The following is a 26,484-nucleotide window of genomic DNA, read 5'->3' on the forward strand; positions in this document are numbered from 1 at the left end:
GTCACAGAACAGAGCGAAACCGTCACCGGTACCCGGACCGTCCACGGTCACCGAAATACCCGGCGCCACATCCTCCAACAGCTCAGCAACACGAACCGAGATCGGCTCCACAGTCGACGAACCCGAAATGTTCACCTCGCCGGACACGTCGCCGCCGCCGTCGGAGGCGGCACTGTCGTCTGAAGAGCCACCGTCATCGGAGGAGCCGCCGTCATCGGAGGACGAGCCTCCGTCGTCGCCGCTGGACGTCGTGTCGTCGTCGTCACCGCACGCTGCGGCGATGAGCGCGAACGACAACAACAGACCCAGCAACAGCATGAGTCGATTTCGCTTGAGCACAGGGGAATGCCTCCTCGAGCTGGTCAGCTCGTCTTCGGGTCACATTTGCCGGACCCATTCCGGGGGTCAGTCGTGCAAGCTAGGGAGGGGGTGTGAAGGTCAACGGACAGAACGGTGAACGAAAGGTGAACGGCACCCGAAGCTTGGGGACCGTCCGTCGCTTCGCCGGGCGACTGTCAGGTGCGCGCCGTCGCCGGCTGCACCGGCACGTCGGCGAACCAGGAGCGGGTCCGGTTCGCGAACGCGACGAGCGACAGCATGACGGGCACCTCTATGAGCACCCCGACGACGGTTGCGAGCGCTGCGCCCGACGAGAGCCCGTAGAGGCTGATCGCAACTGCGACTGCCAGCTCGAAGAAGTTGGACGTGCCGATCATCGCCGCCGGGGCAGCGACGGCGAAGGGGAGTCGCAGCCGTCGCGCCGCGACGTAGGTCATCGCGAAGATGCCGTAGCTCTGGATGAGCAACGGCACGGCGATCAGGGCGACCCGTCCAGGGCTGTCGGTGATGGTCTCCGCCTGGAACCCGAACAGGAGCACGACCGTCAGCAGCAGCCCGATCACGGCGGCAGGCTTCAGCCGAACGGCGAACGCCTCGACCGCGTCGAGCCCCCGAGCCCCCGAGCCCGCAGGAGCCGGTTGCGCGTGGCCAGGCCGGCGGCCAGCGGGATGACCACGAAGATCACAACCGACGCGACGAGCGTCCCCCACGGGACCGTGAGATCCGTGACACCCAGCAACAGGCCCGCGATCGGGGCGAAGGCCACGACGAGGATTACATCGTTCACCGACACCTGCGCGAGCGTGTAGTTGGGATCGCCGTCGGTGAGTTGGCTCCAGACGAAGACCATGGCGGTGCACGGGGCGACGCCGAGCAGGATCATCCCCGCGATGTACTGCTCCGCATCGTCGGCCGGGACCAGACCCGCGAAGACGAACCGGAAGAAGACGATCGCGAGGCCCGCCATCGTGAAGGGCTTGATCAGCCAGTTCACGGTCAGGGTCAGCGCCAGGCCCTTCGGCCGGCGTGCGACATCGCGCACACAGCCCGGGTCGACCTTCATCATCATCGGATAGATCATCAGCCAGATGAGAGCTGCGACCGCCAGGTTGACGTTGGAGATCTCGAGGTCGGCGACCTCCTCGAACACGGTGGGTGCGACGGTTCCGAGGCCGACGCCGCTGAGGATCGCCGCTCCCACCCAGACCGTCAGGAACCGTTCGAAGACACCCACGTCCGATGCTCCTCCGCGGGCGCGCGACTGCCCGACCATCGAACCATACGGCGGTGCGCCTGCCTCCGACGACGGGCGAAGGTCCCCGGCGCCCCCTGAGCACCCGCCAGGCAACCCGCCGTCGGCCGATGGTTCAGCTCTCGTTCAGTCCTCGCGCTGGTGGGGGACGACGACCATGTCGGCGACGTCGGACATGTGCGGGTAGACGAGGCGGATGGCAGCGATCGCCACACCCGTCGCCAGGACCTGAGCCGCGATGAAACCCGGCGCCGACCCGGGCTCGATGCCCGCGAAGGTGTCCGAGAACATCCGGCCGACCGTCACGGCCGGGTTGGCGAAGCTCGTCGAACTGGTGAAGTAGTACGCACCGGCGATGTAGCCGCCGACAGTGAACGCGGCGACGTCGGACCGGCCCGACCTGACGACCCCGAAGATCACGAGCAGCAGGCCGAACGTCGCGACGCCTTCTGCGAAGACGAGGTTCCCACCCGATCGGTCGGTGGTCGACCACTGCACGACCGGGAGGTCGAACATCACGTTGGCCATCATCACGCCGAGGACGGCGCCGACGCTCTGGGCGGCGATGTACCCGACGGCGGTCAGCGTGTCGATCCCGCCGAAGTAGCGGTCGGCGAGCGTCACCGCCGGGTTGAAGTGTCCGCCCGACGCGGGGCCGAGAGCGAGGATCAACGCGACGAGGACCCCGGCGGTCGCCACTGCGTTCTGGAGGAGCTGGAGGCCGACGTCGTCGGTCAGGTTCTCGGCCATGATCCCCGAACCGACGACGGCCGCGAGCAGGAACGCGGTGCCGACGAGCTCGGCGACGAGCTCCCGGGCGGCGGGGCCGCGCCTGGTGGCCCCCGGGGAGGCGGGCGACGACGGACGGGCGGCGGTGACGTCGGGGGCGGCGGCCTCGGCGCCGTGCCGTAGCCGGGTCCCGGGGTCACCCGTGGCTGTCATGCCGGCGCGAGCTCGAGGCTCGCCATGAGCGCCTCCACCCGGCCCCGGATGTCGTCTCGGACCTCACGCACCACCTCGATGGGCTGGCCGGAGGGGTCGGTCAGCTCCCAGTCCTCGTAGCGCTTGCCCGGGTGGACCGGGCACGCGTCACCGCATCCCATCGACACGATCACGTCGGCAGCCCGGGCGATCTCGTCGGTCCACGGCTTGGGGTACTCCGTCGAGATGTCGATGCCGACCTCGGCCATCGCCTCGATCGCCGCCTTGTTCGTCTCCAGACCGGGGTCGGACCCTCCCGAGAAGACCTCGACGCCGTCACCCGCGAGGTGGCGCAACCAACCCGCGGCCATCTGGGACCGGCCGGCGTTGTGGACGCAGAGGAACAGCACGGCGGGCTTGGCGAGCCCACCGACCTCGAGGCGGGCCAGCGCCTTGAGGCGGTCGCGGGTGAAACGTTCGATCAGTACCGGCAACCATGTCGCGAACTTCGCGCGGGATTCCAGCTTGAGCTGCGAGTCGTGGATGTAGCGCTCGATGGTCTCGGTGTTGAAGGTTCCCTCGAACTCCTCGCCGAGGCGACGGGCCGCCTGTCGCACGAGGAGCTTCTGCTCGGTGGTCAGCTCCGCGCCCAGCGGGTCGTGGGTGTCATCGCTCATTGGCTTCTCCTGCTGTCGGGGGTCATCGGACGAGGGCGTGGACCCGCGCCCCGATGTCGTCGATCGCGTCGTCGAACGCGGCCGGTGTGCCGACTTCGACGGGATCGGGCACAGACCAGTGCCACCAGTCGTCGCCCGGGGCGAGCTCCTCGTGGGCGCGGTCACACACCGTCACGGTGAGCTCGGCCGGCTCGTCGGGGTCGAACGCCCTGGGCTTCGCCGAGCCGAGGTCCAGACCGGCCCGCCGCGCGGCCTCACTTGCACCCGGATGCACCCTGGGTGCGGGATGGGTCCCGGCCGATCCCGATTCCCCGCCGGTGACGGTGCGCCAGATGGCCGCTGCGAGCTGGGAGCGCGCGGAGTTGTGGGTGCAGACGAAAAGGACACGTCCGGCCGGCAGGGGCAACGCCACCCCGAGATCGCACAGCGCCGGGCGCACGAGCCGCACGTAGCGGCGGCGCCTGTCACCACTCGAGGTGAACCTCTCGATCAGGCCGGCCGCGGCGAGCACGTCGAGGTGATGGGCGAGCAGGTTGGAGGGCACATCGAGGCGCCCGGCTATCTCGGTGGGTGACCGGTCCGTGGCGGCGAGGTCGTCGACGATCGCCAGGCGCAGAGGATCACCCAGCGCGGCGTGGCGCTCTGCCCTGAGCAATCGGTGCCGTATCGCCCCGACCGTCCCCTCCGTCGGGGTTCGCTCCTCGTGGCTGTCGCCATCGGGCCTGCTGTCGGGCCGCTCGTCCCTCACCGTGCCCACGATACGTCTCAATAGTTAATGAGTCAATTTGTCATGAGTCACCGTCGCCGGTTGGCGGGAGGTGGGGCCTGGACGCGAGGGCCCGACGCAGGACCGCCCGATCGCGCTCGTAGGACAGAAGCGCATAGGCGGACTCGACCCCGACCCAGGCCAGCTCGTCGACCTCGTCGTTGGGCACGAAGCCCGTTCCCCCGTCGGTGGCCGTCATGACCCAGTAGCGGACCCGTTTCGAACGGCCGCGGTGATCGGTGTAGGTGATGTCGCCGATACGGCGGCCGAGCGCGCACACGTGGCCTGTCTCCTCGGCGACCTCACGCAACGCCGCCTGCTCATGGGTCTCGCCGGGATCGAGCTTGCCCTTGGGCAGCGACCAGTCGTCATAGCGTGGGCGGTGCACGACGAGCACGCGGCCGTCGTCGATCACCACACCCCCGGCGGCCTCGACCTCGAATGAGGCCGCCGCGGAATCCGGGTCGTTCCCCCTCACGGGGTCAGTGGGCCGATCTCTCGAACTCGTCATGGGCGTTGAGACCCCCTGCCTCGCTGACCCGCTCCCAACGACCGTCGGGCTCGAGCGCCCAGGCGAGGGTCTCGTCCGCCAGATTCATCGCGAGCACGGAATCCAGTTCGGCCTGAAGCGACTCGTCCTCGACCGGCACGAGGCACTCGACCCGCCGATCGAGGTTGCGCGGCATGAGGTCGCCGGACCCGATGAGGTGGACTGGTCGTCCGTCACCGGAGCCGTTCGCGAACCGGTAGATGCGCGAGTGTTCCAGGTAGCGGCCGACGAGAGACCTTACTCGGATGTTCTCGGACAGGCCCGGCATCCCGGGACGCAGGCAGCAGATGCCCCGCACGATGAGATCGATGTCCACTCCGGCCTGGGAGGCCTCGTAGAGCAGGTCGATCAACGGCGGGTCGACGAGGCTGTTCATCTTCAAGGTGATCGCACCGGCGGGGCCACGGGCGATCTCGCCGTTGATCAGCTCGGTCACCCGCGTTCGCATGAACCGGGGTGCCACCACGAGGCGCTGATAGTCGATGTCGTGGCCGTAGCCGGTCAGGCTGTTGAACAGGTGGGAGAGATCGTCGCCGATCTCCGGGTCGCAGGTGAACAAGCCGAGATCCTCGTAGATCCGGGCCGTCTTCGAGTTGTAGTTGCCGGTACCGATGTGGCAGTAGCGCCGCAGTCCGTCCGCCTCGTCGCGCACCACCAGACACGTCTTGGCGTGGACCTTCAGGCCGACGAGGCCGTATGCGACGTGCACGCCCACACGCTCGAGGGCCCGGGCCCATTCGATGTTGGCCGCCTCGTCGAAGCGCGCCTTCAACTCGACGACGACCGCCACCTGCTTGCCGTGCTCAGCGGCCCGGATCAGAGAATCGACGATCGGGCTGTCGCCGGAGGTCCGGTACAGCGTGCACTTGAGGGCGAGTACGTGGGGGTCCGAAGCGGCCTGGCGGATGAACTCCGCGACGGTTCCGTCGAAGCTCGTGTACGGGTGATGGACGAGAATGTCCTTGAGCCGTATGGCGTGGAACAGGTCCACGACGTCCTCGTTGACGTCGCGCAGCGGCTCGGGGACGACGGGCGAAAAACCCGGCGCCTTGAGGTCGTCACGGTCGAGCGCATGGAGTTGCCACAGACCGGCGACATCGAGGAGCACCGGCGAGACGTAGACGTCATCGGGACCGAGATCCAGTTCGTCGACGAGCAGGTCCCGCAACTCGACCGAGATCGGCCGTTCGATCTCGAGGCGGACGACCTTGCCGAACCGCCGCTGGCGCAACTCTGCCTCGATGGCGGTCAACAGGTCGTCGGACTCACGCTCGTCGACGGCGAGGTCGGCGTTGCGCGTCACCCGGAAGACGACCTTCTCGAGGATCTCCAGCCCGGGGAAAAGCGATTCGAGATGCGCGGCGATGACCCGCTCGATCGGGATGAACCGTTCGCCGTCGGGCAACGTGAGGAATCGGCCGTAGGAGAGCGGGACCTTGAGCCGGGCGAAGTGCCGATCCCCGGTTTCGGGCTCCCCGAGGAGCACCCCGAGGCTGATCGAGAGGTTCGACAGGTAGGGGAACGGATGGCCCGGATCCACCGCCAGTGGCGTGAGAATCGGGAAGATCCGATTCTCGAACTCCCCGGTGAGGAACTTGCAGTCGTCAGGGCCCAGACTGGCCCAGTCGACGACGGCGACCTGCTCGGCGGTCAGCGCGGGAAGGATCTCACCGGTGAGCACAGCCTCGAGCCGGTGAACGAGGCGGGTGACCGAATCGGAGATCTCGGCGAGCTGGGTGGAAGGGCTCATGCCGTCCGGCGACGGGCCGGTACGGCCGTGGGAGACCTTGTCCTTGAGCCCCGCCACGCGCACCTGGAAGAACTCGTCGAGGTTCTGGCCGAAGATGGCACAGAACTTCACCCGCTCGAGGAGCGGCAGTCGCCCGTCCTCGGCCTGGGCCAGGACCCGCGCGTTGAAATCGAGCCAGCTCAACTCTCGATTGAAGAACCGATCGGGGTCCTCGGGATCCACCGTCTGCCTCTCGTGTGACTGCCGGGTGTCGAGATGGGGGACGACTCGGCTCCGGCTCGACTACGCCGAAGTCTCCTCTTCATACCCGAGATCCCATTCGAGCATGAGATTCTCACGCTCGGCGTCACGGTTGACCCGCTCCCGGTTGCGACGGAACTGGGGGTCGTGGGGGGGCAGGAGCAGCAGTCGGGCGGTGACCCGGGCCCTGAAGTCGTCGATCAGTGAGGAGTCGCCGAAGTCCGAGCGGAAGTCCCAGTGGGGCGCGACCGGGCCGAGGTAGATGATCTTGACGTGACCGACCGGTGGTACCGGCTCGGTTTCTTCTGGCGCGACGTCGACCATGTGATCCTCCTGCCGGGCACGGCCCGGCGACGCTGACGATCGGAGTCTAGGGCCGCGTCTCAGTCCCCGGCATCGGAGCGCGAGCCCATGACGACGCTGAGGTCGACCGCAACCCCGCCCCGCAGCACGCTCACGATGACGACATCACCGGGATCGAGACCTCTCACAACCCTTGACACGTCGGGCGCCGAGGCGACCCGTTCGTCGGCGATGGCGATGACCACGTCGCCCTCCTGCAGCCCGCCGGAGGCCGCGGCCGAGCTCGCGAGGACGTCGGTCACGAACGCGCCCGAGTCGACGACCACGTCAAACTCGTCGAGCGTCGCGGCATCGACCTCGTCGACGGTGAGCGTCGATATCCCCAGGAACGCCGTGTCCGGTGTGATGGCGCCGTCGCCGGAGAGCAGGTCGTCCAGCAGTGGCTTCACGGAGTCGATGGCGATCGCGAAGCCGATGTTCTGAGCCTCGTTGATGATCGCCGTGTTGATCCCCACGACCTCACCGACCACGTTCACCAGGGGGCCGCCCGAATTGCCGGGGTTGATCGCCGCATCCGTTTGGATCAGGTCGTCGAGGCTGATGAGCCCGGCATCGATCTGTCGCCCCGTGGCTGAGACGATGCCGCGCGTGACGGTCGGGGTGGCACCGAGGTTGAGGGCGTTGCCGATTGCGACGACCTCGTCCCCCACGCGCAACTCCGCGGACACGCCGAGGGCGGCCGGCGTCGTGCCCGTTACGCCACGCGCCCGGATGAGGGCGATGTCGTCGTCGGGGAAACTGCCGACCAGGTCAGCCGTCACGGTCGTCCCGTCGAAGAATCCGACCTCTATCTCGTCGGCGCCGCTGATGACGTGGGCGTTCGTCAGGATGTGGCCCCGGTCCGAGACCACGACGCCCGAGCCGGCACCCTCGAAGATCCCGCGGAAGGTCTCTGAGTTCGTGACGATGGTGACCACCGACGGCCCCACGCGTGCGAGGACCTGCTGGACGTCGAGAGGCTCGCCGGCCAGAGCGTCGGCAGGGCCGAGTCCCTCGAAGTCGACCGGCGCCACTGCGACGGGGGCCTCGTCGCCACCGCCGAGCCACGCGACGGTGACGCCGGCCCCGAATGCCGCGATCACGGCCATGATGACCGCCACGACGACCATCGCCCGCCGTGACGGCCCGGTCACGACCGTCACGGGGGCGGGGGTCGGGTCGGGGCGCCGGACGGGTGTGAACAGGCGGTCGCCGTCGACCTCGGGATCGTAGAGCGGAGGACCCGATGGCGCGCGGGGCGCGAGGACCGGGGCCCGATCAGCTTCCATCGGGGATTCCTGTCGGTTCGGATCGGGGGTCGCGGCGATGGCCCATCGTCGCTCACGGGGGGCCCCGATGCCACGCGGGGCCTGTGGAAAGACCCTTTACGGGAACTTTCGGCCTCGTCTGTGCGTCATAGTGTCGTGAAAAAGTCCCGCGGGCACGAACGGGAGCAGTGATGGACACGAGTTGGATGAGCGTCGGCCGCTGTGCCGAGGAGCCCCCCGAGAAGTTCTTCCCCAGCGATGGTGTCGGCGTGGACCGCGCGCGTCGGATCTGCGAGACCTGCGCTGTCAAGGAGCCGTGTCTCGAGTACGCGCTGCGCAACCGGATCGAACACGGCGTATGGGGTGGTCATTCGGAGCGTTCCCGCCGACGCATTCTCAAGAAGCGCCGAGACCTCGGTATCCCCGTCACACAGGCCTGAGCCGGGAGGCCCGACCGGCTCCGCAGCCCATCGCCCCTGGTAGCCCCGGACCTCGGTCCGGGGCGATCTCGCGAACGCAGCAACTCAGTCCAGACCGAACAGTCCGACGATGTCGGCGGCAGCCCGCCTCAGCCGTTCGCCGATCGACGGTCCGCCGTCGTCTCCATCGGCCATCGTCATCACCGCATCGGCCATCGGCACCGTCCCCGGGTCGGCCACCACGGTCAGAACCGTGTCGCCGGAGGAGACGACCATGACCTCGGTGCCCTCCATGTCCTTGGTCCACGACATCGAGTCGTCGACCATCGGCTTCATCTCGCCACCGTCGGGCATCTTCTTCCAGTCCACGACGCCCGGTTGCTCGAACACCGACACCGCGTGCTCACCGTCGCTGTAGGACAACAGCACGAGCGGTCCCCGGGCGAAGACCGCAGACAGTTCCATCCCGTCACCGAGTGTCCCGGGGTGGTCTTCGCCCATCATCGCCATGTCCATCTCGGCGAAACCGTTGGGAGCGCCGGAGGCGGCCGCAGCGTGCGCGTCGACGAGCTCGTCGACGGCGGGGACGATCCGCGGTAGGGCCGATCCCGCGCCGAACCCGAGCACGAGGAACCACGCAGCGGCGACGGCGGCGATCGCCAGGGCCGGGCGAGCGGTCCGACGAGTCCTTGCCACACGGCGCCGACGCCGGCCCTCCGCCACGAGATCCACCGGAGACTCGACCTCGGGGAGATCACGCAGAGCCGAGCGCAGGAACCCGACCGAGCGGACCTGGGCCACGAGTTCCGGAGACGTCGCCAGCTCCTCTTCGAAGGCGCGCCGCTCTCCGGGCGACAGTTCGTCGTCGAGATAGGCGGAGATCCGGTCGTCGTCGGGGAGCGACATCGGACCGCTCACGGGGTGATCCCCCGGGCCGCGAGGTCATCGCGCAGAAGGCGACGACCGCGGTGGATGCGACTGCGGACCGTGCCGACCGGCACCTCCACGCTCTCGGCGATCTCGTCATAGCTCAAGCCGACCAGGTCACACAGGACGACGGCGACGCGGTAGTCCTCGGCCAGCCGCGCGAGCGCCTCGTGGAGATGCTCGGGGAGCGACGCCGCCGCGAGCGCGTCATCCGCGCCGGGCGCGCCCTGCAGAACACGTTCCGGATCGTCGGGCAGCGCCTCCACCGGGCGCCGCTTGCGACGCCTGGTCTCGTCGAGGAAGGCGTTCGTGCAGATCCGCCCCAGCCATCCGCGCAGCGAACCCGGCCGGTAGGTCCGCAGGCCACGCTCGACGCGCATGAGCACCTCCTGGGTGAGGTCCTGCGCGTCGGCGTCGTCTCCGGTGAGACGTCGGGCAACGGTGTAGATGAAGCGGCCGTGGTCACGGGCCACTTCTTCCCACGTCGGTACCCGTGCGGCCTCTCCCGCTGCGTCGGCCTGCGTGACCACGCGCAGCGCCCGCGGCGGATCCGCGGTCATGAGCGCCGGCATCGGCGTCGTCCTGGTCCGGTGAACTTCATCACCATGACCAACGACGCGAAGCGGCCGGGAGTTCCCACTCGATCCTGCCGTGGATCGTGCGGGGTCGCGAGTCGTCGCACGACCCGCGTGACATGTCAGGTGAGACGGGCCTCAGGCCCTCTTCTCGTCCTTCTCTTCGTCTTCCGCGCCCTCAGCCACGCCCTCTTTGAACTCTTTTTGAGCCTGGCCGAGTGACCGTGCGAGTTTCGGCAGCTTCGCACCGCCGAACACGAGGAGAACGATGATCAAGATGATCAGCAGCTCACCGGTTCCGAGTGATCCCATGGGCTCACCGTAGCGGGCGCGGCTGGCTCACGACCGCGCGCGGAGCCGAAAAGGTCCGGCGCGGCCCTCCACACGGTGAACAGTCGACCAACGGCACGCGAACCTGGCCGCGCTGACGGCGCTCAGGATGCGGGTGGGCTCGACTGGCCGAGTGCCGCGGCCTGGCGGGCGAGTGCGCGCTGGCGGCGGATGCGACGACGCTCCCGCTCGCTCATTCCGCCCCAGATGCCGAACTTCTCACCGTTGGTGAGCGCGTACTCGAGACAGTCGTCGCGCACGACGCACCCGCGACACACCTCTTTGGCCTCACGTGTCGACGCACCCCGCTCGGGGAAGAAGAGATCGGGATCCACACCCATGCAGTTGGCGTAGGCCTGCCAGGGCTTCGGTTCCATGGTGGGCAGGGAGATCGCCTCCAGGCCCGCTTGTTCGCTGATTGCCATGTCTCCTCCTCCGGGGATGGCGCCGGGTTCCGTCCCGACGACCCCACCCCGAGACCGCCGCCGTCCGCTACCCGATACAGGCACGGCCGTGTAATTACATCGGTGTGATCATGCCTGCTCATGACGGGATCCGCAAGCGGATGAGTTCATGTCGACCATCGAGAGGCACCGAGAGTCCTCTACCAATCCACCCGTTGGGCCCGCGAAGATGGCAGTCATGCGCATCTCGGCGGTCACCGGCGACATCACGACCCTGCAGGTCGACGCCATCGTCAACACCGCCTGAGGTGTGCCTAGGCGCTTCTGCGCCCGCCGAGGAGTCGGCGCTTGTGCTCGACGAAGTCCACCAGGACGTAGTCGCCGAGCGTCTCGGGGGTCGTGAAGAAGGCCCTCCCCCCGTTCATCGCCGTGATCTGTTCGATGAACCGGGTGAGGTGCGCCGTGGCGTCGAGCATGAACACGTTGATGCGGATCCCCTCGCGGGTGCACGCCGCGACCTGTCGCAGCGTGCGATCCACGGTCTCACGGACCGGCGGATAGCTGAAGAAGGGCTCTCCCCGGTCGTCGATATGTGCCGTCGGCTCACCGTCGGTGATCATGATGATCTGCTTGGTCCCGCTCTCGCGCGCCAGCATCCTGCGGGCGAGTTGGAACCCGTGCTGCATGTTCGTGCCGTACACGAAGTCCCACGAGACCTCGGGAAGGTCACGTGCCTCGAGTTCCCGGGCGACCTCGGAGAATCCGACGATGCCGAGGTAGTCACGGGGGTAGTGGCCGGTTATCAGCGCATGGAGCGCCATGGCCACCTTCTTCGCGGGCAGGAAGTTGTCCCGCATCGGCATCGACAGGGACAGGTCGAGCATGAGCACGGTCGAGGTCCGCACGAGCGACTCGGTCCGCTCGATCTCGAAGTCGTCGGGCGTCAGCGCGACCGGGGTCCCCCCACCGGTCCGGCGCACGGCGTTGCGCACCGTCACCCCGATGTCGAGGTTGAAGGGATCGCCCCACTCGTAGGGCTTGGTGGTGTGGTCGCGCTCGTGGCCGGCACCCGTGCGCTCGAGTTCATGGGTACCGATCCGGTCCCGGGACAACTTGGCGAACAGGTCGTCGAGTGCGCTCTGACCGATGCGACGGATCGCCCGCGCCGTCAGCTCCCAGCGACCCTCGCGGTTCTCGATCAGACCCGCGTCGGCGAGCATGCGGGCCAGCTCAGCGAGCTTCTCGAGGCTGTCCGCGGCGATGTCACCGACCAGCTCACGGGCCCGATCCACGTCGACCTCGGCGAGAGCGCCCGGGGACGCCGCCCCTCGCAACAGATTCTCGAGCTGGTCGAGATCGCCGAGCTCGGACATCATCTGCTGCGCCGAGCCGAAGTCCAGCGGGTCCGTCCCCGTGAACTCCTGGGACCGCTCCCAGCCGGCATCGGGGAAAATCGAGCGCAGGTTCTCGCCGAGCTGGTCGACCTGCCAGCGCAGATCGAGGTCCTCGAGCAGCTGATCGGACAACTCCTGGAGCTGGGCCCGCTGCTCGGGCGTCATGGAGTTCAGCATCTGCTGGGCGGCCGCCATCCGGCGCGCCAGGGCCTCGAGGAGCTCGTCGAGGTCGCGGGGGTTCTCCGGGAACATGTCGCCGTAGCGGTCCATGAAGCCCTCGAAGTCGGGCTCCTCCCCCCGCCGGCGCTGGTCGAGCATCGCGTTGAGGTCGGCGAGCATGTCCTTCATGCGCGCCAGCTCCTGGGGCGAGGTGTTCGCGATCGACTCCCCCATCTGATCGACCACGTTCTGCATCAGCTGCTCGCGCAGCCGGTCCATGAGTGTCTCGAACTTCTCGGCGGCCTCAGCCGACGTGAAGTCGTAGTCCGACAGGCTTCGCACCTGGCCGGCCAGGTCCGGTGGCAGCAGGTCCAGTTCCATGCGGCGCTCGGAAACAGCGGTGTCGGTCTCCTCGCGACGCCGCCGGTCGGCCATCTCGGCGGCCTCCGCGGCAAGCTCGTCGAGCGAGGCCCTCTCGGTGTCGACGACCTCGCGCAACTCCGAGGCGATGTCGTCGTAGACCCCACCGAGGTCGTGGTTCTCGAGCCGCTCGCGCCGGGCCTCGCGGATGCGCTCCATGATCTCGCGGAGCCCCTCGACCCGACCGTCGTCGGTGTCGAAGCCGCCCTGGAGCATGCGACGCAGCGCGGCATCGGGGTCCCCGTGGTACATGAGGTCGTCGGTCATCTCCGCGAAGACGTCGGCCGCCCCCACGTCGAACCCGGTCTGTGTCCCGTCCCAGCGCGAATAGCGGATCGCATTGGACGCGGAACGGCGCCGGCGGCGGGAGAACCGACGCAGGCCCACCGGCCTAGCGCCGCCCGCGGAACACCGCCGCCGTGCCGGCGGTGTCCTTGTTCAGGCGCTTCGCGAGGTGCAGACCCTCGAGGACGAACTCGACACCGCTCGCCACGAGTTCGGGTCGGTCGAGATCGGCGTCCTCGTAGCCGAGCGCGCCGAGGACCGCAATGAGTTCGGGGAGCGACCTCGCGGTCTCGGCGAGGTCCGCGGCGGCCACATCCGGGCCCGCATGGACCACCACCTCGCCGTCGAACGCGTCGAGCAGGCCCGCGTAGTCGTCGGGGTCGAGCGAGGCACGGAACACGTCGAGGGTGGCCGCCTTCACGAGGTGCTCGACGATCTCGGCGTCGCGGCCCTCCTCGAGACTCTCGATCTCGATCTTGCCGAGGGTCGACGAGACGAGCGCATCCAGATCGCAGATGCGGGGGGCCGCGGCGGTGTCGCCGGCACGAAGGGCCCGCCGCGAGGCGGCCGCCGTGAGCGTCTCCTGGTTGGACACCGACAGGCGCACCGACACACCCGAGCGCTGGTTCACCTGGGGACTCTGGCGGGCGAGGTGGCTGACCGTCACGACGATCTCGGCCATGAAATCCGGAATCGTGACCGTGACGCCGTCGGTGGCCTCGTCGAAGGACCGGGCCTCCTGGGCGACGATGTCCATCTCGACGTCGATGTCACGGGGGTAGTGCGTACGGATCTGCGCGCCGAAGCGGTCCTTGAGCGGCGTGATGATCCGGCCCCGGTTGGTGTAGTCCTCCGGGTTGGCGGAAGCGACCAGAAGAACGTCGAGCGGCAGCCGGACCCGGTACCCGCGGATCTGGACGTCGCGTTCCTCCAGGACGTTCAGGAGTCCGACCTGGATCCGCTCCGCGAGATCCGGAAGCTCGTTGATGGCGAAGATGCCCCGGTTGGCGCGGGGTACGAGCCCGTAGTGCAGGGTCAACTCGTCGGAGAGGTAGCGGCCCTCGGCGACCTTGATCGGGTCCACCTCTCCGATGAGGTCCGCGATGGACGTGTCGGGGGTGGCGAGCTTCTCGGCGAAACGGTCGTCGCGGTGGACCCATTCGACGGGGGTGTCGTCACCCATCTCCGCGACGAGGTCGCGTCCGTGGCGCGAGACCGGTGCATAGGGGTCGTCGTTGACCTCGGAGCCGGCGACGATCGGCATCCACTCGTCGAGCAGCGCCGTCAGGGACCGGATGATGCGGGTCTTCGCCTGACCACGCTCCCCCAGCAGGATGATGTCGTGCCCGGCGAGGAGGGCGTGCTCGAGTTGGGGCACGACGGTGTCCTCGTAACCGATGATGCCCGTCGACAGCTGCTCCCCCGCACGGATCCGGCTGATGGTGTTGCGGCGGATCTCCTCCTTGATCGGTATCGAGTCCCAGCCCGATTCCCTGAGCTCCGCGAGCGTCCCCGGACGTGTCATGTCCGGACCATACCTTCAGCCCCGCGTCGGCGAGGGGCCGCCCCGAGGACTTCGAGACGGCCCTCCGGTAGCGTCGCGACATGGGCGTCGTCGACACGATCGATCTGAGCGGCGCATGGCGCGCCGCCGAGGCCGACGAAGCCTCCCGCCGGGCGCTCGTGGAGTCCGACTTCGACTCCGGCGAGTGGGAGCAGGTCACGATCCCGGGCCATTGGCGTACCCATCGCGCGTTCGCCGACTCCGACGGCCCGGTCGTGCACCACCGCCGTTTCACGGCCTCGACAGCCCCGGGGCGTCGTGCGTGGCTGATCGCGCGGGGGGTTCACCACAGCTCGGAGATCTGGCTCGACGGCGACGACGTCGGCGCGACCACCGGATCGTTCGTCCCGCACCGCTTCGAGGTGACCGACGCCCTCACGGCCCGTTCCGAACACTCCATCGCGATGGAGGTCGTCTCCACACCTGAGCCCGACCTGGACATGAAGCGGGCCGTCACCGGACTGTGGGGCGACGCCACGGGCATAGCGCGGGACTGGAACCCGGGCGGGATATGGGGCCCGGTCGAGATCGTCGAGACGGGGCCGATCTCTCTGACACGGACGCGGGTCGTGTGTGCCTCGGCCGACCCCGAACGCGCCCGGCTCGAGATGCGCCTGATCCTCGACAGCGACACTCTCCGCGACGCGCGGGTGAGGGTCTCGGTACGTCCCGCCGACTCACCGGGGATGATCGTCGCCGAGTCCACGGAGATCCACCCCCTCGCGGCCGGCCCCAACGAGATCACCCAGTCCGTGGTCGTTCGACGCCCGAGGCTGTGGTGGCCGACCGCACTGGGCGACCAACCCCTCTACGACCTCGAGATCGTGGTGTCCACCGCCGACGGGGACACCGAGAGCGACCGCCACGTCGTACGTACCGGCATCCGCACCGTCACCGCCGACGACCTCGTCTTCTCGATCAACGGCGAGCGGGTCTTCCTCAAGGGCGTGAACCTCTACCCCACGTCGATCACGCCCGCTTACGTCAGCGACGCAGCGATCGAGGCTGACCTGGATCTCGCCGTCGAGGCCGGCTTCGACCTCGTACGGGTCTATGCCCACGTCGCACCGACCCACCTCTACCGCGAGGCCGACCGGCGCGGGCTCCTCGTCTGGCAGGATTTCCCTCTCCAGCACCGCTACGCCCGAACGGTGCGGCCCGCCGCCCTGAGGCTCGCCACCCGGATGGTCGACGAGTTGGCGCACCACCCGTCGATCATCGTGTGGTGCGCGCACAACGAGCCGACCGACACCGCCAACCCCCGCCCCGGCGAGGCGGCCGGCCCCCTGGGTCGGGCACGGCGGATCGCGGCGCAGCAGATGCCGGAGTGGAACAAGTCGGTGCTGGACCGCCGCGTGCGGCGCATGATCACGCGTGCCGACGGCACCCGGCCCGTCATCACCCATTCGGGTGTGTGGCCCCCGCTCCTCGGAGATCCGAGCCACCTCTGGCTCGGCTGGGGTCGCGGTTCGGGCCGGGACCTCGCGGCGCTCGCCCGGCGCTTCCCGATCTCGGTGCGTTTCGTCGCCGCCATGGGGGCCCAGTCGGTACCCGCCGACGGCGTCGTACGCGACGGCGACCCCACCCGCGCCCTGGACTGGGATGCGCTGGAGTCCCGGTTCGGCGCCCAGCGGCACCTCTTCGAGCGTTACGTCCCCCCTGGGGACCACTCCGACATCGGGTCGTGGGCGGCGGCCACCCGCGACTACCAGGCCGCGCTGCTGCGCCGACACATCGAGGAACTCCGTCGGCTCCGGTTCTCGCCCACCGGTGGATTCTGCGTTCACTACCTGGCGGACGCCCAGCCGGCGGTGTCGTGTTCGCTGCTCGACGCCGACCGCCGCCCGAAGGCCGCCTACGCCGCGGTGCGCGAGGCGAACCGCCCCGTGATCGTGGTCGCCGACCGGCTCCCCGCCACCGCCAACCCCGGTGACACCGTCGCCGTCGACGTGCACGTCGTGAACGACACCCGCGCGCCCCTGACCGAGGGGCGCGTGACGGCCCGCCTCGTCTGGCCCGGCGGCGCGCACGAGCAACGCTGGACGGGTCCCGTGGAGCCGGACACGGTCGCCCGGGTCGGAACCCTGAGCTGGGTGGTTCCCGCCACCCCGGGCCCCGCCACCCTCGAGTTGACGCTGCGCGTCGACGGGGCCGACCTCGCGACGAACGGCTACCGCTGCGAGATCGGCCACGCCGCAGCCACCTGAGCCCGGACCCCACGCCGACAGCACCGAGGGCGCCCCGCCTCCACATCGACGCCCGTGGGGTTTCGCAGTCACGCGCCGGCGGCACTAGCGTTGCCTCCGGAACTAGGCCGCCCCCTGGATCTCTTCGCACATCGCAGACTCCACGGGCGCGGCGCTGCGCCCATACGGAGGACGAACAGACGATGGCGAGAACGATGTCCCGCCCCGAGGCTGCGGGACCGGTCAACAAGGGGCCCCGCATCCGGCTCCCGTGGCCACTGAGCTTCTATCAGACCGCGGTCGGCAAGAAGTGGGTCATGGCGCTCACCGGGATCGGCCTGCTGGGCTTCATCCTCGTCCACATGATCGGCAACCTCCATCTCTACGAGGGGCCCTTCGAGACCTACGAGTACGGCGAGGCCCTGCGTGACCTCGGCGGCCACTTCGTCCCCCGCACCTGGCTCCTGTGGGCCATGCGAATCGGCCTGATCGCCATGTTCGCTCTGCACATCCACTCGGCCGCGACGCTGACCCGGATGAACCAGCGGGCGAACCCCAAGACGGTGCCCGGCGGGGGCAAGCAGTACGAGGGTGGTCGGGACTACATCGCCGCCGACTACGCATCACGGTCGATGCGCTGGACCGGGATCATCATCGGCCTGTTCCTCGTGTACCACCTCGCCGATCTGACATGGGGGCATTTCAACCCCGACTTCGTGCGCGGCGACCCGTACCACAACGTGACCGCGAGCCTCGGCAACATCGGCGTCGCGATCATCTACATCGTGGCCAACATCGCCCTGGCGCTGCACATCTACCACGGGGCCTGGAGCATGTTCCAGACCCTCGGGATCAACAGCCCGAAGTACAACAACGCCCGCCGACGCTTCGCGCAGGGGTTCGCCCTCGTGATCCTCGTCGGCAACCTCAGCTTCCCGATCATGGTCCAGGCCGACGTCATCGACGAGGACAACGGCTCGGTGGTCCGGCTGATCGAGTCGGGACAGTTCGAGGGAGAGGAGGCCGCGCAATGATCGGTTCACTCGATCCGAGAACCCCCGAGGGACCGTTGGCCGACAAGTGGACGAACCACAAGTTCGACATGAAGCTGGTCAACCCGAACAACAAGCGGAAGTTCACTGTCATCATCGTCGGATCCGGCCTCGCCGGTGCATCGGCTGCTGCGACCATGGGCGAGCTCGGCTACGACGTGCGGCTGTTCACGTACCACGACAGCCCCCGGCGGGCCCACTCGATCGCGGCGCAGGGCGGCATCAACGCGTCGAAGAACTACCAGAACGACGGCGACAGCACGTACCGCCTCTTCTACGACACCATCAAGGGCGGCGACTACCGCAGCCGTGAGGCCAACACCTACCGCCTCGCCGAGACGTCGGTCGACATCATCGACCAGTGCGTCGCCCAGGGAGTCCCGTTCGCCCGCGAGTACGGCGGCCTCCTCGACAACCGCTCCTTCGGCGGCGCACAGGTCTCACGTACCTTCTACGCCCGCGGCCAGACCGGCCAGCAACTCCTGTTGGGCGCCTACTCGGCGCTCATGCGCCAGGTCGCGCTCGGAACCGTCCAGATGAACACCCGCACGGAGATGCTCGACCTCGTCACCCACGAGGACCGCGCCGTCGGGATCGTCACCCGTGACCTGATCAGCGGCGAGATCGCCTCGCACAGCGCCCACGCGGTGGTGCTGGCCACCGGCGGGTACAGCAACGTCTACTTCCTGTCGACGAACGCCAAGATGTGCAACGTCACGGCCGCGTGGCGCGCCCACCGGAAGGGGGCGCTGTTCGCCAACCCGTGCTACACGCAGATCCACCCGACATGCATCCCGCCGAGCGACGACTTCCAGTCGAAGCTGACGCTCATGTCGGAGTCGCTGCGCAACGACGGCCGCATCTGGGTTCCGAAGAACCTCGACGAAACCCGCGCAGCCCGTGACATCCCCGAGGCCGAGCGGGACTACTACCTAGAGCGGAAGTACCCGGCCTTCGGCAATCTCGTACCCCGGGACGTCGCGAGTCGCAACGCGAAGACCGTCGTCGACGAGGGACGCGGCGTGGGTCCACGCAAGAACGGCGTGTATCTCGACTTCGCCGATGCGATCGCGCGCGACGGGGCGGACACCATCCGCGCCAAGTACGGCAACCTCTTCGACATGTACGAGCGCATCACCGGGGAGAACCCCTACGAGGTGCCGATGCGCATCTACCCCGCCACCCACTACACGATGGGTGGCCTGTGGGTGGACTACGAGTTGATGAGCAACCTGCCCGGCCTCTTCGTCCTGGGCGAGGCCAACTTCTCGGACCACGGAGCGAACCGCCTCGGTGCCTCGGCCCTGATGCAGGGTCTCGCCGACGGCTACTTCGTAGCTCCGTACACGATCGGCAACTACCTGGCGCCCCTTCTCGGCGACAAGCCCGTGCCGACCGACCACGAGGTCTTCACGACCGCCGTCACCGAGGCGGAGGACCGCACGAAGCAGTGGCTGTCCATCAACGGCACCAAGACCGTGGACCACTACCACCGCGAACTCGGCCGGATCGTGTGGGACTACATCGGCATGGAACGCAGTCGCGAAGGGCTCGAGAAGGCCCTGTCGGAGATCCCGGCGCTCGAGGCCGAGTTCCACTCCAACGTCCGTGTGCTGGGCTCCGCCGACACGCTCAACCAGAGCCTCGAGAAGGCCGGCCGGGTCAACGACTTCTTCCAACTCGCCAAGGTCATGGCCCGCGATGCTCTCGAACGTGAAGAGAGCTGCGGCGGCCACTTCCGGGTCGAGCACCAGACCCCCGAGGGCGAGGCGAAGCGCGACGACGAGAACTTCACCCACGTCGCCGCCTGGGAATGGACAGGTCCCGATTCCGACCCCGTCCGCCACACCGAACAACTCGACTTCGACAACGTCGCGTTGACCACGCGGTCCTACAAGTAGCCGGAGCATCAGATGTCAACCGAGCTTTCCCTCACCCTCAAGATCTGGCGCCAGAACGGGCCGGACGACCCGGGTCGGTTCACGACCCACGACATCTCCGGCGTCCCCGACGACGCATCGTTCCTGGAGATGCTCGACCTGTTGAACGAGAACCTCCAGGACGCCGGCGACGAGCCCGTCGTCTTCGAGTCCGACTGCCGCGAGGGCATCTGTGGCACATGCGGGCTGATGATCAACGGACGCGCGCACGGCCCCCAGAAGGGCACCGCGACGTGCCAGTTGCACATGCGGAAGTTCTCCGACGGCGACACGATCACGATCGAGCCGTGGCGGGCCGCCGCCTTCCCGGTGATCCGGGACCTCGCGGTGGATCGTTCGCCCCTCGACGAGATCATCAAGTCCGGCGGCTACATCACGGTCAACACCGGCGGTGCGCCTGACGCGAATCTCATCCCCGTCCCGAAGGAGGCTGCTGACTCGGCATTCGACGCAGCGGCGTGTATCGGCTGCGGAGCCTGCGTCGCCGCGTGTCCGAACAGCGCCGCCCAGTTGTTCACCGCGGCGAAGGTCGAGCACCTCAACCTGTTGCCCCAGGGCCAGGCGCAGCGTTGGCAACGGACCCAGGCGATGGTGGACACGATGGAGGAGTTCTTCGGCTCCTGCACGAACCACGGGGAGTGCGAGGAGGCCTGTCCGAAGGAGATCTCGCTCGACTTCATCGCCTACATGAACCGTGACTACGTGAAGGCGACCTTCAAGAACCGTCGTCTGACCGGTCAGAAGAACTGACACCGGGCTCGGCGCCACCGACCGGCTCGGCATCGGCGAGATGCGCCGTCAACGTCGGTAGAAGGTCCCCGACGAGACCGTCGGGGACCTCGTGCCCCAGCCCCTCGACGATCTCCAGCGACGCATGGGGGACCGCGTCGACGAACGCCTCGGGGTGGTCGGCCCCGAACAGGGGGTCCTCTGTGCCGTGGACCACGAGGGCCGGACACGTCAGCCGTCCGAGTCGGTCGAACCACGCCGGCGTCGTGAGCACTGCGTTCAGATGCCCGGACTCGAGTGTCCAGCTCTCGACGATCGACGTGACTGCGTCGCGGCGTAGGAAGTCCTCATCGAAGTCGTAGCGCGTACCGGTCAACAGGCGGGCACCCGCCAGGATCCGCTCGACCCGTTCAGCGTCGTCAACGGGGGGCGGAGCGAAGATCATCTCCCCCGCTGCTTCCATGTACCGGTCCGACGGGGCCGACAGCGCACCGCTGACCGGGTCCGGAGAGGAGATCAGCACCGTCAACGACACGACCCGCTCACCGTGGTCGATGGCGAGAAGTTGACCGATCATCGCACCCATCGAGGAACCGACCACATGCGCAGCCGTGATCGAGAGCGCGTCCAGGACCGCGACGGCGTCCGCGGTGAGGCGGTGCAGGTCATAGGGGACTCCCGACGCGCCGCTACGGCCGATGTCGCGGTGGTCGTAGCGGATCACCGTGTGCCCGGCCGCGCCGAGGCCGTCGACCAGGCGTGGTCGCCAACGACTCGCGGGCGAGTCGGCCCCCGAGACGAGCAGCACCGGTTGCCGCGACGAGCCCGACCGGTGCGTGACCTCGACATGCAGGTCGACGTCATCGACGGCGACGGTCAGTCGCTGGTGTCCCGGGCCGGTCATGGTGGCGACGATACGCTCCGTCGACAGTGAGGCGAGACATCCCTGTGGCGACGTTGGCGGGCAACGCCCTACGTGGGTTCCTCATGGGCGCGGCCGACATCGTCCCTGGCGTGTCCGGCGGCACCGTGGCGCTGGTCCTGGGCATCTACGAGCGCCTGGTCGAATCCGTCCGGCGGGCAGCCTCTGCTGCGGGGCGCCTTCTCAGAGGCCGCCCGGCACAGGCGCGCCAGGACCTTTCGGCGGTCGAGTGGAGCCTCGTCGTTCCACTGCTGGTGGGGATCCTCGTCGCGATCGGCGCGCTGTCGGCGCTCATCGACCACCTCCTCGAGGAGGAGGCGGAGGTCATGGCCGGCCTGTTCCTCGGTCTCGTGGCGGCCTCGGTGGTGGTCGCCGCGCGGATGGTCCGACGGTGGACGGGCGTGGAAGCCGCTCTCGCCACGACGGTCGCGCTGGCCACCTTCGCGTTGCTCGGCCTGTCGAACGGCCCGGTCGCCGATCCGAGCGTCATCCAGTTCACCGGGGCCGGCGCGATCGCCATCTGCGCCATGATCCTGCCGGGGATCTCCGGGTCGTTCCTGTTGTTGATGCTCGGGATGTACGCGCCGGTGCTCGCGGCGGTCAACGAGCGCGCGGTGGCCGACCTGATCGTGTTCGCGGCAGGAGCCGCCGTGGGCCTCTCACTGTTCTCCACGGTCCTCGGCAGAGCTCTCGACCGGTGGCGCAACCCGCTGCTGGCGGCGCTGATCGGACTGATGGCCGGATCACTGCGGGTCCTGTGGCCGTGGCCGAACGGTGTCGGGATCATCGCCGAAGACGCTGCAGACGTGGTCGACGGCACGGGCCTCGACTGGCCCGCCACCGCAGACCTGCCGGGACCGACGATTGCGGCGATCCTCGGATTCATCGCGGTCATGGCGGGGACCGCTCTCGGGAACCGGGACAAGGGGAGCTGAGGTTCAGGAAAGGCCAAGGTGTCACGGTCATCGCGCGGCCTCACCACAGCCGGTGTGGGTGCGCCGGGTCGAAACGGCGAAGCAACGGAGATGCGTCGATGTCGAGGTTCCTGAAGCTGGCGGTTGCGCTGCTCGTGATGGCGGTGGCATTTCCCACGGCGGCCGGCGCCGCCCCGGGGTCCAACCACAGCGGCGCCAGCTCGCCCAAGGTCTTCTAGGGCGTCGCAGTTCCGGGCTCCGGCCCGGCGGCGGACCCCCACATATGGGACCGGGCCCCCTTGCCGGTCACCTCGACGGCGCCATCGGCGACGAGGACCTCCCCGTGGACCCGACACGGGATCGCGTAGCCGCCGACGATGGTTCCGGGCGGCGCCGAGGTCTCCCACTCGAGGTCGAGGCCCAGCGGCGTGCGATCACCCCGCACGTCCGGGCCGACATCGGCACCTTCACCGACGGCCACACCGAACGCCTCGAGCCCCAGTGTCACGTGCGCGAGGGGTGTCTCGACCACGAGGTCGACCCACAGCGCCGGGGCCCGAAGCTCGAAACGCCCCTTCGACGCCGCCGGAAGGTCGTCATCGACGACCACGACGAGCGGGAACCCGGCGCGGGTGAGACGCACGTCGATCGCCCCCCGACCCTGCGCGTCCGCGACGATCCAGTCGATGGAGACACCCGTCCGCTCGTCGTCCGACGTCGCCGACAGGGCGATCCGCTCGGACCATCGCGGCGATCCGTCCGCAACGTGGCGATGTTCGTCGTGCGGAGAGGGTGAGTTTCGTGTCACATGACTAGGGTAAGAATCGGTCCAAGGAAGAACCGACCCCGAGGAGTCCCGCTGTGGCCATTGAACTTCCCCCGCTTCCGTTCGCCGAGGACGCTCTTGCGCCCCACATGTCGGCCGAGACGCTCAGCTTCCACTACGGCAAGCACCACGCCGGCTATGTGAACAAGCTGAACGCCGCCATCGAGGGGACACCCGACGCCGACAAGAGCCTGGAGGACATCGTCACCAGCGCCTCGGGTGGTGTGTTCAACAACGCCGCTCAGATCTGGAACCACACCTTCTTCTGGAACTCGATGAGCCCGGACGGCGGCGGCGACCCCTCCGGCGCTCTCAAGGACGCCATCGAGGCGTCGTTCGGCTCCGTCGACGAGTTCAAGACCAAGTTCGCCTCTGCGGCCGGCACTCTCTTCGGTTCGGGCTGGACCTGGCTCGTGAGCGGTGACAGCGGCCTCGAGATCGTCCAGACCAAGGACGCCGACACGCCTCTCGCGCACGGCAAGACCGCCCTGCTGACCATCGACGTCTGGGAGCACGCGTACTACCTGGACTTCCAGAACGCCCGCCCGGCGTACATCGAGACGTGGCTCGAGAACCTCGTCAACTGGGAGCACGCGGCAGCCAACCTCGGCTGAGACGTGCCTGCTCTCGCCAGCCCGGAGTGGGTCGACGCGATCGACGGCGCACTCCGGGCTGTTGCGCGTCCACAGGGCGCATCGACCGGGTTCGTCGTCGAGTACAGGATGGTCGACCGCGACGGCTCGGCCGTGAGCTACCACGTCCGTGCGGACGCGGCCGGATACCGCGCGTCGGCCGGAACAACGACCGCGACGACCGCGACGGTGACGATGGACCGTTCCGTGGCCCTCGGCCTCATCAGAGGTGAACGCGAGGCCCACCAGGAGATGCTGATGGGCACGATCGCCGTCGACGGAGACACGATCGCACTCGTCGAGGCCCAAGCCGACATCGCGGTGATCCAGGCGGCCATCGCGGCGGTGCCGGTCGACGCCGACGAGAACTGAAAGGGGCCGGGCCACCCGGCCCGGCCCCTGACGAAATCGGCTCGACCGGATCAGATCAGACCGAGCTCGGACACGGCGTCGCGCTCGGAGACGAGTTCCGCCGCCGAGGCGTCGATGCGCTCCCGGCTGAAGCCGTCGATGTCGAGGCCCTGCACGATCTCCCAGGCACCGCCGGAGGTCGTGCACGGGAACGACGAGATGATCCCCTCGGGAACGCCGTAGGAGCCGTCCGAGACTACCGACATGGACGTCCAGTCGCCTTCGGGGGTCCCGAGGGCCCAGTCGTGGACGTGGTCGATGGCGGCGTTGGCCGCGGAAGCGGCCGACGACGCTCCCCTCGCCTCGATGATCGCCGCGCCACGCTTGGCGACGGTGGGGATGAACTCGTCAGCGATCCACGCCTCGTCGCCGACCAGAGCGGCGGCGTTCTGGCCGTCGACCTCGCAGTGGTAGAGGTCGGGGTACTGCGTGGAGGAGTGGTTACCCCAGATCGTCATCTTCGAGATCGACGAGACCGGGCGCTGCACACGCGCTGACAGCTGGCTCATCGCGCGGTTGTGATCGAGACGGGTCATCGCGGTGAAGTTCGCCGGATCCAGATCGGGGGCGCTGTTCTGGGCGATGAGGCAGTTCGTGTTGGCGGGGTTGCCGACGACGAGCACCTTCACATCGCGGCTCGCCGACGCATTGAGGGCCCGGCCCTGGGGGCCGAAGATGCCACCGTTGGCCTCGAGCAGGTCCGCCCGCTCCATTCCCGCCTTGCGCGGCATGGCCCCGACGAGGATCGCGTAGTCGGCGTCGCCGAAAGCGACATCGGCGTCATCGGACTTTACGACCCCGGCCAGCAGCGGGAACGCGCAGTCGTCGAGTTCCATGTGGACGCCGTCGAGCGCGCCCAGCGCCGGGGTGATCTCGAGCATCTGGATGATCACCGGCTGGTCTTCACCGAGCAGGTGGCCACTTGCGATACGGAACAGCAGCGCGTAGCCGATCTGACCGGCGGCGCCGGTGACGGCGACGCGAACGGGCGGTTTGGTCATGGGGTCCTCCTCGTCGAGGATCTTCTAGGGGTCGGAATGGTCGGTGTTCGGGGGACTCAGAGACGCTCGACGATGGCTTGGGCGAACTCCGAGCACTTCACCTCGGTTGCGCCTTCCATCAGGCGGGCGAAGTCGTAGGTGACCACCTTGTCGGCGATGGTCGCCTCGACACCGCGGTAGATGTCGTGCGCGGCATCCACCCAGCCGAGGTGCTCGTACATCATGGCCCCCGACAGCAGCACCGACGAAGGGTTGACCTTGTCCTGACCGGCGTACTTGGGCGCCGTGCCGTGGGTGGCCTCGAAGATGCCGTGGCCGGTGTCGTAGTTGATGTTGGCGCCCGGCGCGATACCGATACCGCCGACCTGAGCGGCGAGGGCGTCGGAGAGGTAGTCGCCGTTGAGGTTCATCGTCGCGATGACCTCGAACTCGGCAGGCCGGGTGAGTACCTGCTGGAGGGCGATGTCGGCGATCGCGTCCTTGACGAGGATCTTGTCGCCGGGGTCGCCGCCGCAGTCCTCCCAACCTACGGCGACGTCGGAGAACTCCTCACGGACGAGTTCGTAGCCCCACCGCTGGAAGGCACCCTCGGTGTACTTCATGATGTTGCCCTTGTGCACGAGGGTCACGCTCTTGCGTCCCTGCTTGATCGCGTACGCCAGGGCCGCGCGCTGCAGGCGTTGCGAGTTGCTCTTGGAGATGGGCTTGATGCCGATGCCGGCGTCGGCGCCGATCTCGCGGCCGAAGATCTCCCGGACGGCCTCACGCAGCTTCGTCGCCTCCGGTGAACCGGCTTCGGCCTCGATGCCGGCGTAGATGTCCTCGGTGTTCTCCCGGAAGATGACCATGTCCACGAGTTCGGGATGACGCACCGGCGAGGGCACGCCCTCGAACCAACGCACGGGGCGGACACACGCGTAGAGGTCGAGGATCTGACGCAGTGCGACGTTGAGGGAGCGGATACCACCACCGATCGGTGTCGTGAGCGGGCCCTTGATGCCGATGAGGTACTCGCGGAAGGTGTCGACGGTCTCGTCGGGGAGCCAGCTGCCCGTCGCGTTGTAGGCCTTCTCGCCCGCGAGGACCTCCATCCATTCGACCGTCCTGCCGTACTTCGCCGCGGCGGCATCGAGAACCAGCTTGGCTGCCGGCCAGATGTCGACGCCGGTGCCGTCCCCCTCGATGAAGGGGATGATCGGGTTGTCGGAGACGACCAGCGTCCCGTCGTCGTTCATGTGGATCTTGTCAGCCATATTGGCGGATCCTAGGCGTCGTGGGCCCCCGCCGCC

28 protein-coding genes and 1 pseudogene are annotated in these 26,484 nt (G+C 68.3%); 9 read left to right on the forward strand and 20 right to left on the reverse strand.

What is annotated here, in order from left to right; all coding sequences use genetic code 11:
* The 10 genes and pseudogenes from RIE08_18380 to RIE08_18425 form a co-directional block, all read right to left on the reverse strand.
* Positions 1-339: hypothetical protein (locus RIE08_18380; protein ID MEQ8719574.1), on the reverse strand; the 339-nt coding region annotated here is incomplete at its 3' end.
* A gap of 176 nt (positions 340-515) precedes the next feature.
* The gene (locus RIE08_18385; GenBank protein ID MEQ8719575.1) at positions 516-902 is read right to left on the reverse strand and encodes a hypothetical protein; all 387 of its coding nucleotides are present in this window, start codon (positions 900-902) and stop codon (positions 516-518) included.
* An 11-nt stretch (positions 903-913) separates the two neighbouring features.
* The gene (locus tag RIE08_18390; protein ID MEQ8719576.1) at positions 914-1,573 is read right to left on the reverse strand and encodes a hypothetical protein; all 660 of its coding nucleotides are present in this window, start codon (positions 1,571-1,573) and stop codon (positions 914-916) included.
* A gap of 144 nt (positions 1,574-1,717) precedes the next feature.
* Positions 1,718-2,533 (reverse strand): MIP/aquaporin family protein, encoded by an 816-nt coding sequence (locus RIE08_18395; GenBank protein ID MEQ8719577.1) that lies wholly within the window; start codon positions 2,531-2,533, stop codon positions 1,718-1,720.
* Entirely contained in the window at positions 2,530-3,189 is a 660-nt protein-coding gene (locus RIE08_18400; GenBank protein ID MEQ8719578.1) for an arsenate reductase ArsC, read from the reverse strand. Before RIE08_18400 ends, RIE08_18395 begins: the two co-directional genes overlap by 4 nt.
* Before the next feature lie 22 nt (positions 3,190-3,211).
* Positions 3,212-3,937 carry a helix-turn-helix domain-containing protein gene (locus RIE08_18405; protein ID MEQ8719579.1) on the reverse strand — a complete coding sequence of 242 codons (726 nt, stop codon included), beginning with the start codon at positions 3,935-3,937 and terminating at the stop codon, positions 3,212-3,214.
* 40 nt (positions 3,938-3,977) lie between these two features.
* Positions 3,978-4,433: an NUDIX hydrolase gene (locus RIE08_18410; GenBank protein MEQ8719580.1), complete on the reverse strand. Its 456-nt coding sequence runs from the start codon at positions 4,431-4,433 to the stop codon at positions 3,978-3,980.
* 4 nt (positions 4,434-4,437) lie between these two features.
* Positions 4,438-6,486, reverse strand: a pseudogene (ppk1, locus tag RIE08_18415) (polyphosphate kinase 1).
* A 51-nt stretch (positions 6,487-6,537) separates the two neighbouring features.
* On the reverse strand, positions 6,538-6,819 hold the full coding sequence (locus RIE08_18420) for a hypothetical protein (GenBank protein MEQ8719581.1): 282 nt from the start codon (positions 6,817-6,819) through the stop codon (positions 6,538-6,540).
* A 59-nt stretch (positions 6,820-6,878) separates the two neighbouring features.
* Complete coding sequence (locus RIE08_18425; GenBank protein ID MEQ8719582.1) at positions 6,879-8,126, reverse strand: trypsin-like peptidase domain-containing protein; 1,248 nt, start codon at positions 8,124-8,126, stop codon at positions 6,879-6,881.
* Between the two features lie 170 nt (positions 8,127-8,296).
* Between RIE08_18425 and RIE08_18430 the strand changes: the two genes are divergently transcribed.
* Complete coding sequence (locus tag RIE08_18430; protein ID MEQ8719583.1) at positions 8,297-8,545, forward strand: WhiB family transcriptional regulator; 249 nt, start codon at positions 8,297-8,299, stop codon at positions 8,543-8,545.
* Between the two features lie 84 nt (positions 8,546-8,629).
* Here the strand turns inward: RIE08_18430 and RIE08_18435 are convergent, their stop codons facing one another.
* From RIE08_18435 to RIE08_18450, 4 genes are all read right to left on the reverse strand, one after another.
* Entirely contained in the window at positions 8,630-9,442 is an 813-nt protein-coding gene (locus tag RIE08_18435) for a zf-HC2 domain-containing protein (GenBank protein MEQ8719584.1), read from the reverse strand.
* On the reverse strand, positions 9,439-10,023 hold the full coding sequence (locus RIE08_18440) for a sigma-70 family RNA polymerase sigma factor (protein MEQ8719585.1): 585 nt from the start codon (positions 10,021-10,023) through the stop codon (positions 9,439-9,441). Before RIE08_18440 ends, RIE08_18435 begins: the two co-directional genes overlap by 4 nt.
* A gap of 141 nt (positions 10,024-10,164) precedes the next feature.
* Positions 10,165-10,338, reverse strand: coding sequence for a twin-arginine translocase TatA/TatE family subunit (gene tatA, locus RIE08_18445; protein MEQ8719586.1), 174 nt, complete (start codon positions 10,336-10,338; stop codon positions 10,165-10,167).
* 122 nt (positions 10,339-10,460) lie between these two features.
* On the reverse strand, positions 10,461-10,781 hold the full coding sequence (locus RIE08_18450) for a WhiB family transcriptional regulator (protein ID MEQ8719587.1): 321 nt from the start codon (positions 10,779-10,781) through the stop codon (positions 10,461-10,463).
* A 148-nt stretch (positions 10,782-10,929) separates the two neighbouring features.
* On the opposite strand from RIE08_18450, the gene RIE08_18455 reads away from it, so the two are divergent.
* Complete coding sequence (locus RIE08_18455; GenBank protein ID MEQ8719588.1) at positions 10,930-11,067, forward strand: hypothetical protein; 138 nt, start codon at positions 10,930-10,932, stop codon at positions 11,065-11,067.
* A 7-nt stretch (positions 11,068-11,074) separates the two neighbouring features.
* Here the strand turns inward: RIE08_18455 and RIE08_18460 are convergent, their stop codons facing one another.
* A complete protein-coding gene (locus tag RIE08_18460; GenBank protein MEQ8719589.1) occupies positions 11,075-13,120 on the reverse strand; it encodes a hypothetical protein in 2,046 nt (681 codons plus the stop codon).
* 4 nt (positions 13,121-13,124) lie between these two features.
* Positions 13,125-14,543, reverse strand: coding sequence for a sigma 54-interacting transcriptional regulator (locus RIE08_18465; GenBank protein ID MEQ8719590.1), 1,419 nt, complete (start codon positions 14,541-14,543; stop codon positions 13,125-13,127).
* Between the two features lie 80 nt (positions 14,544-14,623).
* Here RIE08_18465 and RIE08_18470 point away from each other — a divergent pair, with 80 nt between their 5' ends.
* From RIE08_18470 to RIE08_18485, 4 genes are all read left to right on the forward strand, one after another.
* On the forward strand, positions 14,624-16,789 hold the full coding sequence (locus RIE08_18470) for a hypothetical protein (protein MEQ8719591.1): 2,166 nt from the start codon (positions 14,624-14,626) through the stop codon (positions 16,787-16,789).
* Between the two features lie 182 nt (positions 16,790-16,971).
* The gene (locus tag RIE08_18475) at positions 16,972-17,802 is read left to right on the forward strand and encodes a succinate dehydrogenase cytochrome b subunit (protein ID MEQ8719592.1); all 831 of its coding nucleotides are present in this window, start codon (positions 16,972-16,974) and stop codon (positions 17,800-17,802) included.
* Positions 17,799-19,721, forward strand: coding sequence for a fumarate reductase/succinate dehydrogenase flavoprotein subunit (locus RIE08_18480; protein MEQ8719593.1), 1,923 nt, complete (start codon positions 17,799-17,801; stop codon positions 19,719-19,721). The genes RIE08_18475 and RIE08_18480 overlap by 4 nt, the downstream gene beginning before the upstream one ends.
* Before the next feature lie 12 nt (positions 19,722-19,733).
* The gene (locus RIE08_18485) at positions 19,734-20,510 is read left to right on the forward strand and encodes a succinate dehydrogenase/fumarate reductase iron-sulfur subunit (GenBank protein ID MEQ8719594.1); all 777 of its coding nucleotides are present in this window, start codon (positions 19,734-19,736) and stop codon (positions 20,508-20,510) included.
* Here the strand turns inward: RIE08_18485 and RIE08_18490 are convergent.
* Complete coding sequence (locus tag RIE08_18490) at positions 20,476-21,393, reverse strand: alpha/beta hydrolase (protein MEQ8719595.1); 918 nt, start codon at positions 21,391-21,393, stop codon at positions 20,476-20,478. The two genes, RIE08_18485 and RIE08_18490, sit on opposite strands and share 35 nt — an antisense overlap.
* 26 nt (positions 21,394-21,419) lie before the next feature.
* Here RIE08_18490 and RIE08_18495 point away from each other — a divergent pair, with 26 nt between their 5' ends.
* Complete coding sequence (locus RIE08_18495) at positions 21,420-22,346, forward strand: DUF368 domain-containing protein (GenBank protein ID MEQ8719596.1); 927 nt, start codon at positions 21,420-21,422, stop codon at positions 22,344-22,346.
* Positions 22,347-22,560: 214 nt separating this feature from the next.
* Here RIE08_18495 and RIE08_18500 read toward each other — a convergent pair whose 3' ends face one another.
* Positions 22,561-23,133, reverse strand: coding sequence for a hypothetical protein (locus RIE08_18500; GenBank protein ID MEQ8719597.1), 573 nt, complete (start codon positions 23,131-23,133; stop codon positions 22,561-22,563).
* A 53-nt stretch (positions 23,134-23,186) separates the two neighbouring features.
* On the opposite strand from RIE08_18500, the gene RIE08_18505 reads away from it, so the two are divergent.
* Both RIE08_18505 and RIE08_18510 read left to right on the forward strand, forming a co-directional pair.
* Entirely contained in the window at positions 23,187-23,765 is a 579-nt protein-coding gene (locus RIE08_18505; GenBank protein ID MEQ8719598.1) for a superoxide dismutase, read from the forward strand.
* Positions 23,766-23,768: 3 nt separating this feature from the next.
* Complete coding sequence (locus tag RIE08_18510) at positions 23,769-24,155, forward strand: hypothetical protein (GenBank protein MEQ8719599.1); 387 nt, start codon at positions 23,769-23,771, stop codon at positions 24,153-24,155.
* 50 nt (positions 24,156-24,205) lie between these two features.
* Here RIE08_18510 and RIE08_18515 read toward each other — a convergent pair whose 3' ends face one another.
* Together RIE08_18515 and icd are read right to left on the reverse strand one after the other, a co-directional pair.
* A complete protein-coding gene (locus tag RIE08_18515) occupies positions 24,206-25,195 on the reverse strand; it encodes a malate dehydrogenase (GenBank protein ID MEQ8719600.1) in 990 nt (329 codons plus the stop codon).
* 56 nt (positions 25,196-25,251) lie between these two features.
* On the reverse strand, positions 25,252-26,448 hold the full coding sequence (gene icd, locus RIE08_18520; GenBank protein MEQ8719601.1) for an NADP-dependent isocitrate dehydrogenase: 1,197 nt from the start codon (positions 26,446-26,448) through the stop codon (positions 25,252-25,254).
* Positions 26,449-26,484: the final 36 nt, after the last annotated feature.

This window comes from Acidimicrobiales bacterium (assembly GCA_040219085.1).
GTDB lineage: Bacteria > Actinomycetota > Acidimicrobiia > Acidimicrobiales > JAVJTC01 > JAVJTC01.

Excerpts from the sequence above, each read along its gene's own strand:
- RIE08_18395 (MEQ8719577.1), bottom strand. The coding sequence starts at position 2,533 with ATGACAGCCACGGGTGACCCCGGGACCCGGCTACGGCACGGCGCCGAG.
- RIE08_18400 (MEQ8719578.1), bottom strand. The coding sequence starts at position 3,189 with ATGAGCGATGACACCCACGACCCGCTGGGCGCGGAGCTGACCACCGAG.
- RIE08_18420 (MEQ8719581.1), bottom strand. The coding sequence starts at position 6,819 with ATGGTCGACGTCGCGCCAGAAGAAACCGAGCCGGTACCACCGGTCGGT.
- RIE08_18425 (MEQ8719582.1), bottom strand. The coding sequence starts at position 8,126 with ATGGAAGCTGATCGGGCCCCGGTCCTCGCGCCCCGCGCGCCATCGGGT.
- RIE08_18430 (MEQ8719583.1), top strand. The coding sequence starts at position 8,297 with ATGGACACGAGTTGGATGAGCGTCGGCCGCTGTGCCGAGGAGCCCCCC.
- RIE08_18440 (MEQ8719585.1), bottom strand. The coding sequence starts at position 10,023 with ATGCCGGCGCTCATGACCGCGGATCCGCCGCGGGCGCTGCGCGTGGTC.
- tatA (MEQ8719586.1), bottom strand. The coding sequence starts at position 10,338 with ATGGGATCACTCGGAACCGGTGAGCTGCTGATCATCTTGATCATCGTT.
- RIE08_18450 (MEQ8719587.1), bottom strand. The coding sequence starts at position 10,781 with ATGGCAATCAGCGAACAAGCGGGCCTGGAGGCGATCTCCCTGCCCACC.
- RIE08_18455 (MEQ8719588.1), top strand. The coding sequence starts at position 10,930 with ATGTCGACCATCGAGAGGCACCGAGAGTCCTCTACCAATCCACCCGTT.
- RIE08_18465 (MEQ8719590.1), bottom strand. The coding sequence starts at position 14,543 with ATGACACGTCCGGGGACGCTCGCGGAGCTCAGGGAATCGGGCTGGGAC.
- RIE08_18470 (MEQ8719591.1), top strand. The coding sequence starts at position 14,624 with ATGGGCGTCGTCGACACGATCGATCTGAGCGGCGCATGGCGCGCCGCC.
- RIE08_18475 (MEQ8719592.1), top strand. The coding sequence starts at position 16,972 with ATGGCGAGAACGATGTCCCGCCCCGAGGCTGCGGGACCGGTCAACAAG.
- RIE08_18480 (MEQ8719593.1), top strand. The coding sequence starts at position 17,799 with ATGATCGGTTCACTCGATCCGAGAACCCCCGAGGGACCGTTGGCCGAC.
- RIE08_18485 (MEQ8719594.1), top strand. The coding sequence starts at position 19,734 with ATGTCAACCGAGCTTTCCCTCACCCTCAAGATCTGGCGCCAGAACGGG.
- RIE08_18490 (MEQ8719595.1), bottom strand. The coding sequence starts at position 21,393 with ATGACCGGCCCGGGACACCAGCGACTGACCGTCGCCGTCGATGACGTC.
- RIE08_18515 (MEQ8719600.1), bottom strand. The coding sequence starts at position 25,195 with ATGACCAAACCGCCCGTTCGCGTCGCCGTCACCGGCGCCGCCGGTCAG.
- icd (MEQ8719601.1), bottom strand. The coding sequence starts at position 26,448 with ATGGCTGACAAGATCCACATGAACGACGACGGGACGCTGGTCGTCTCC.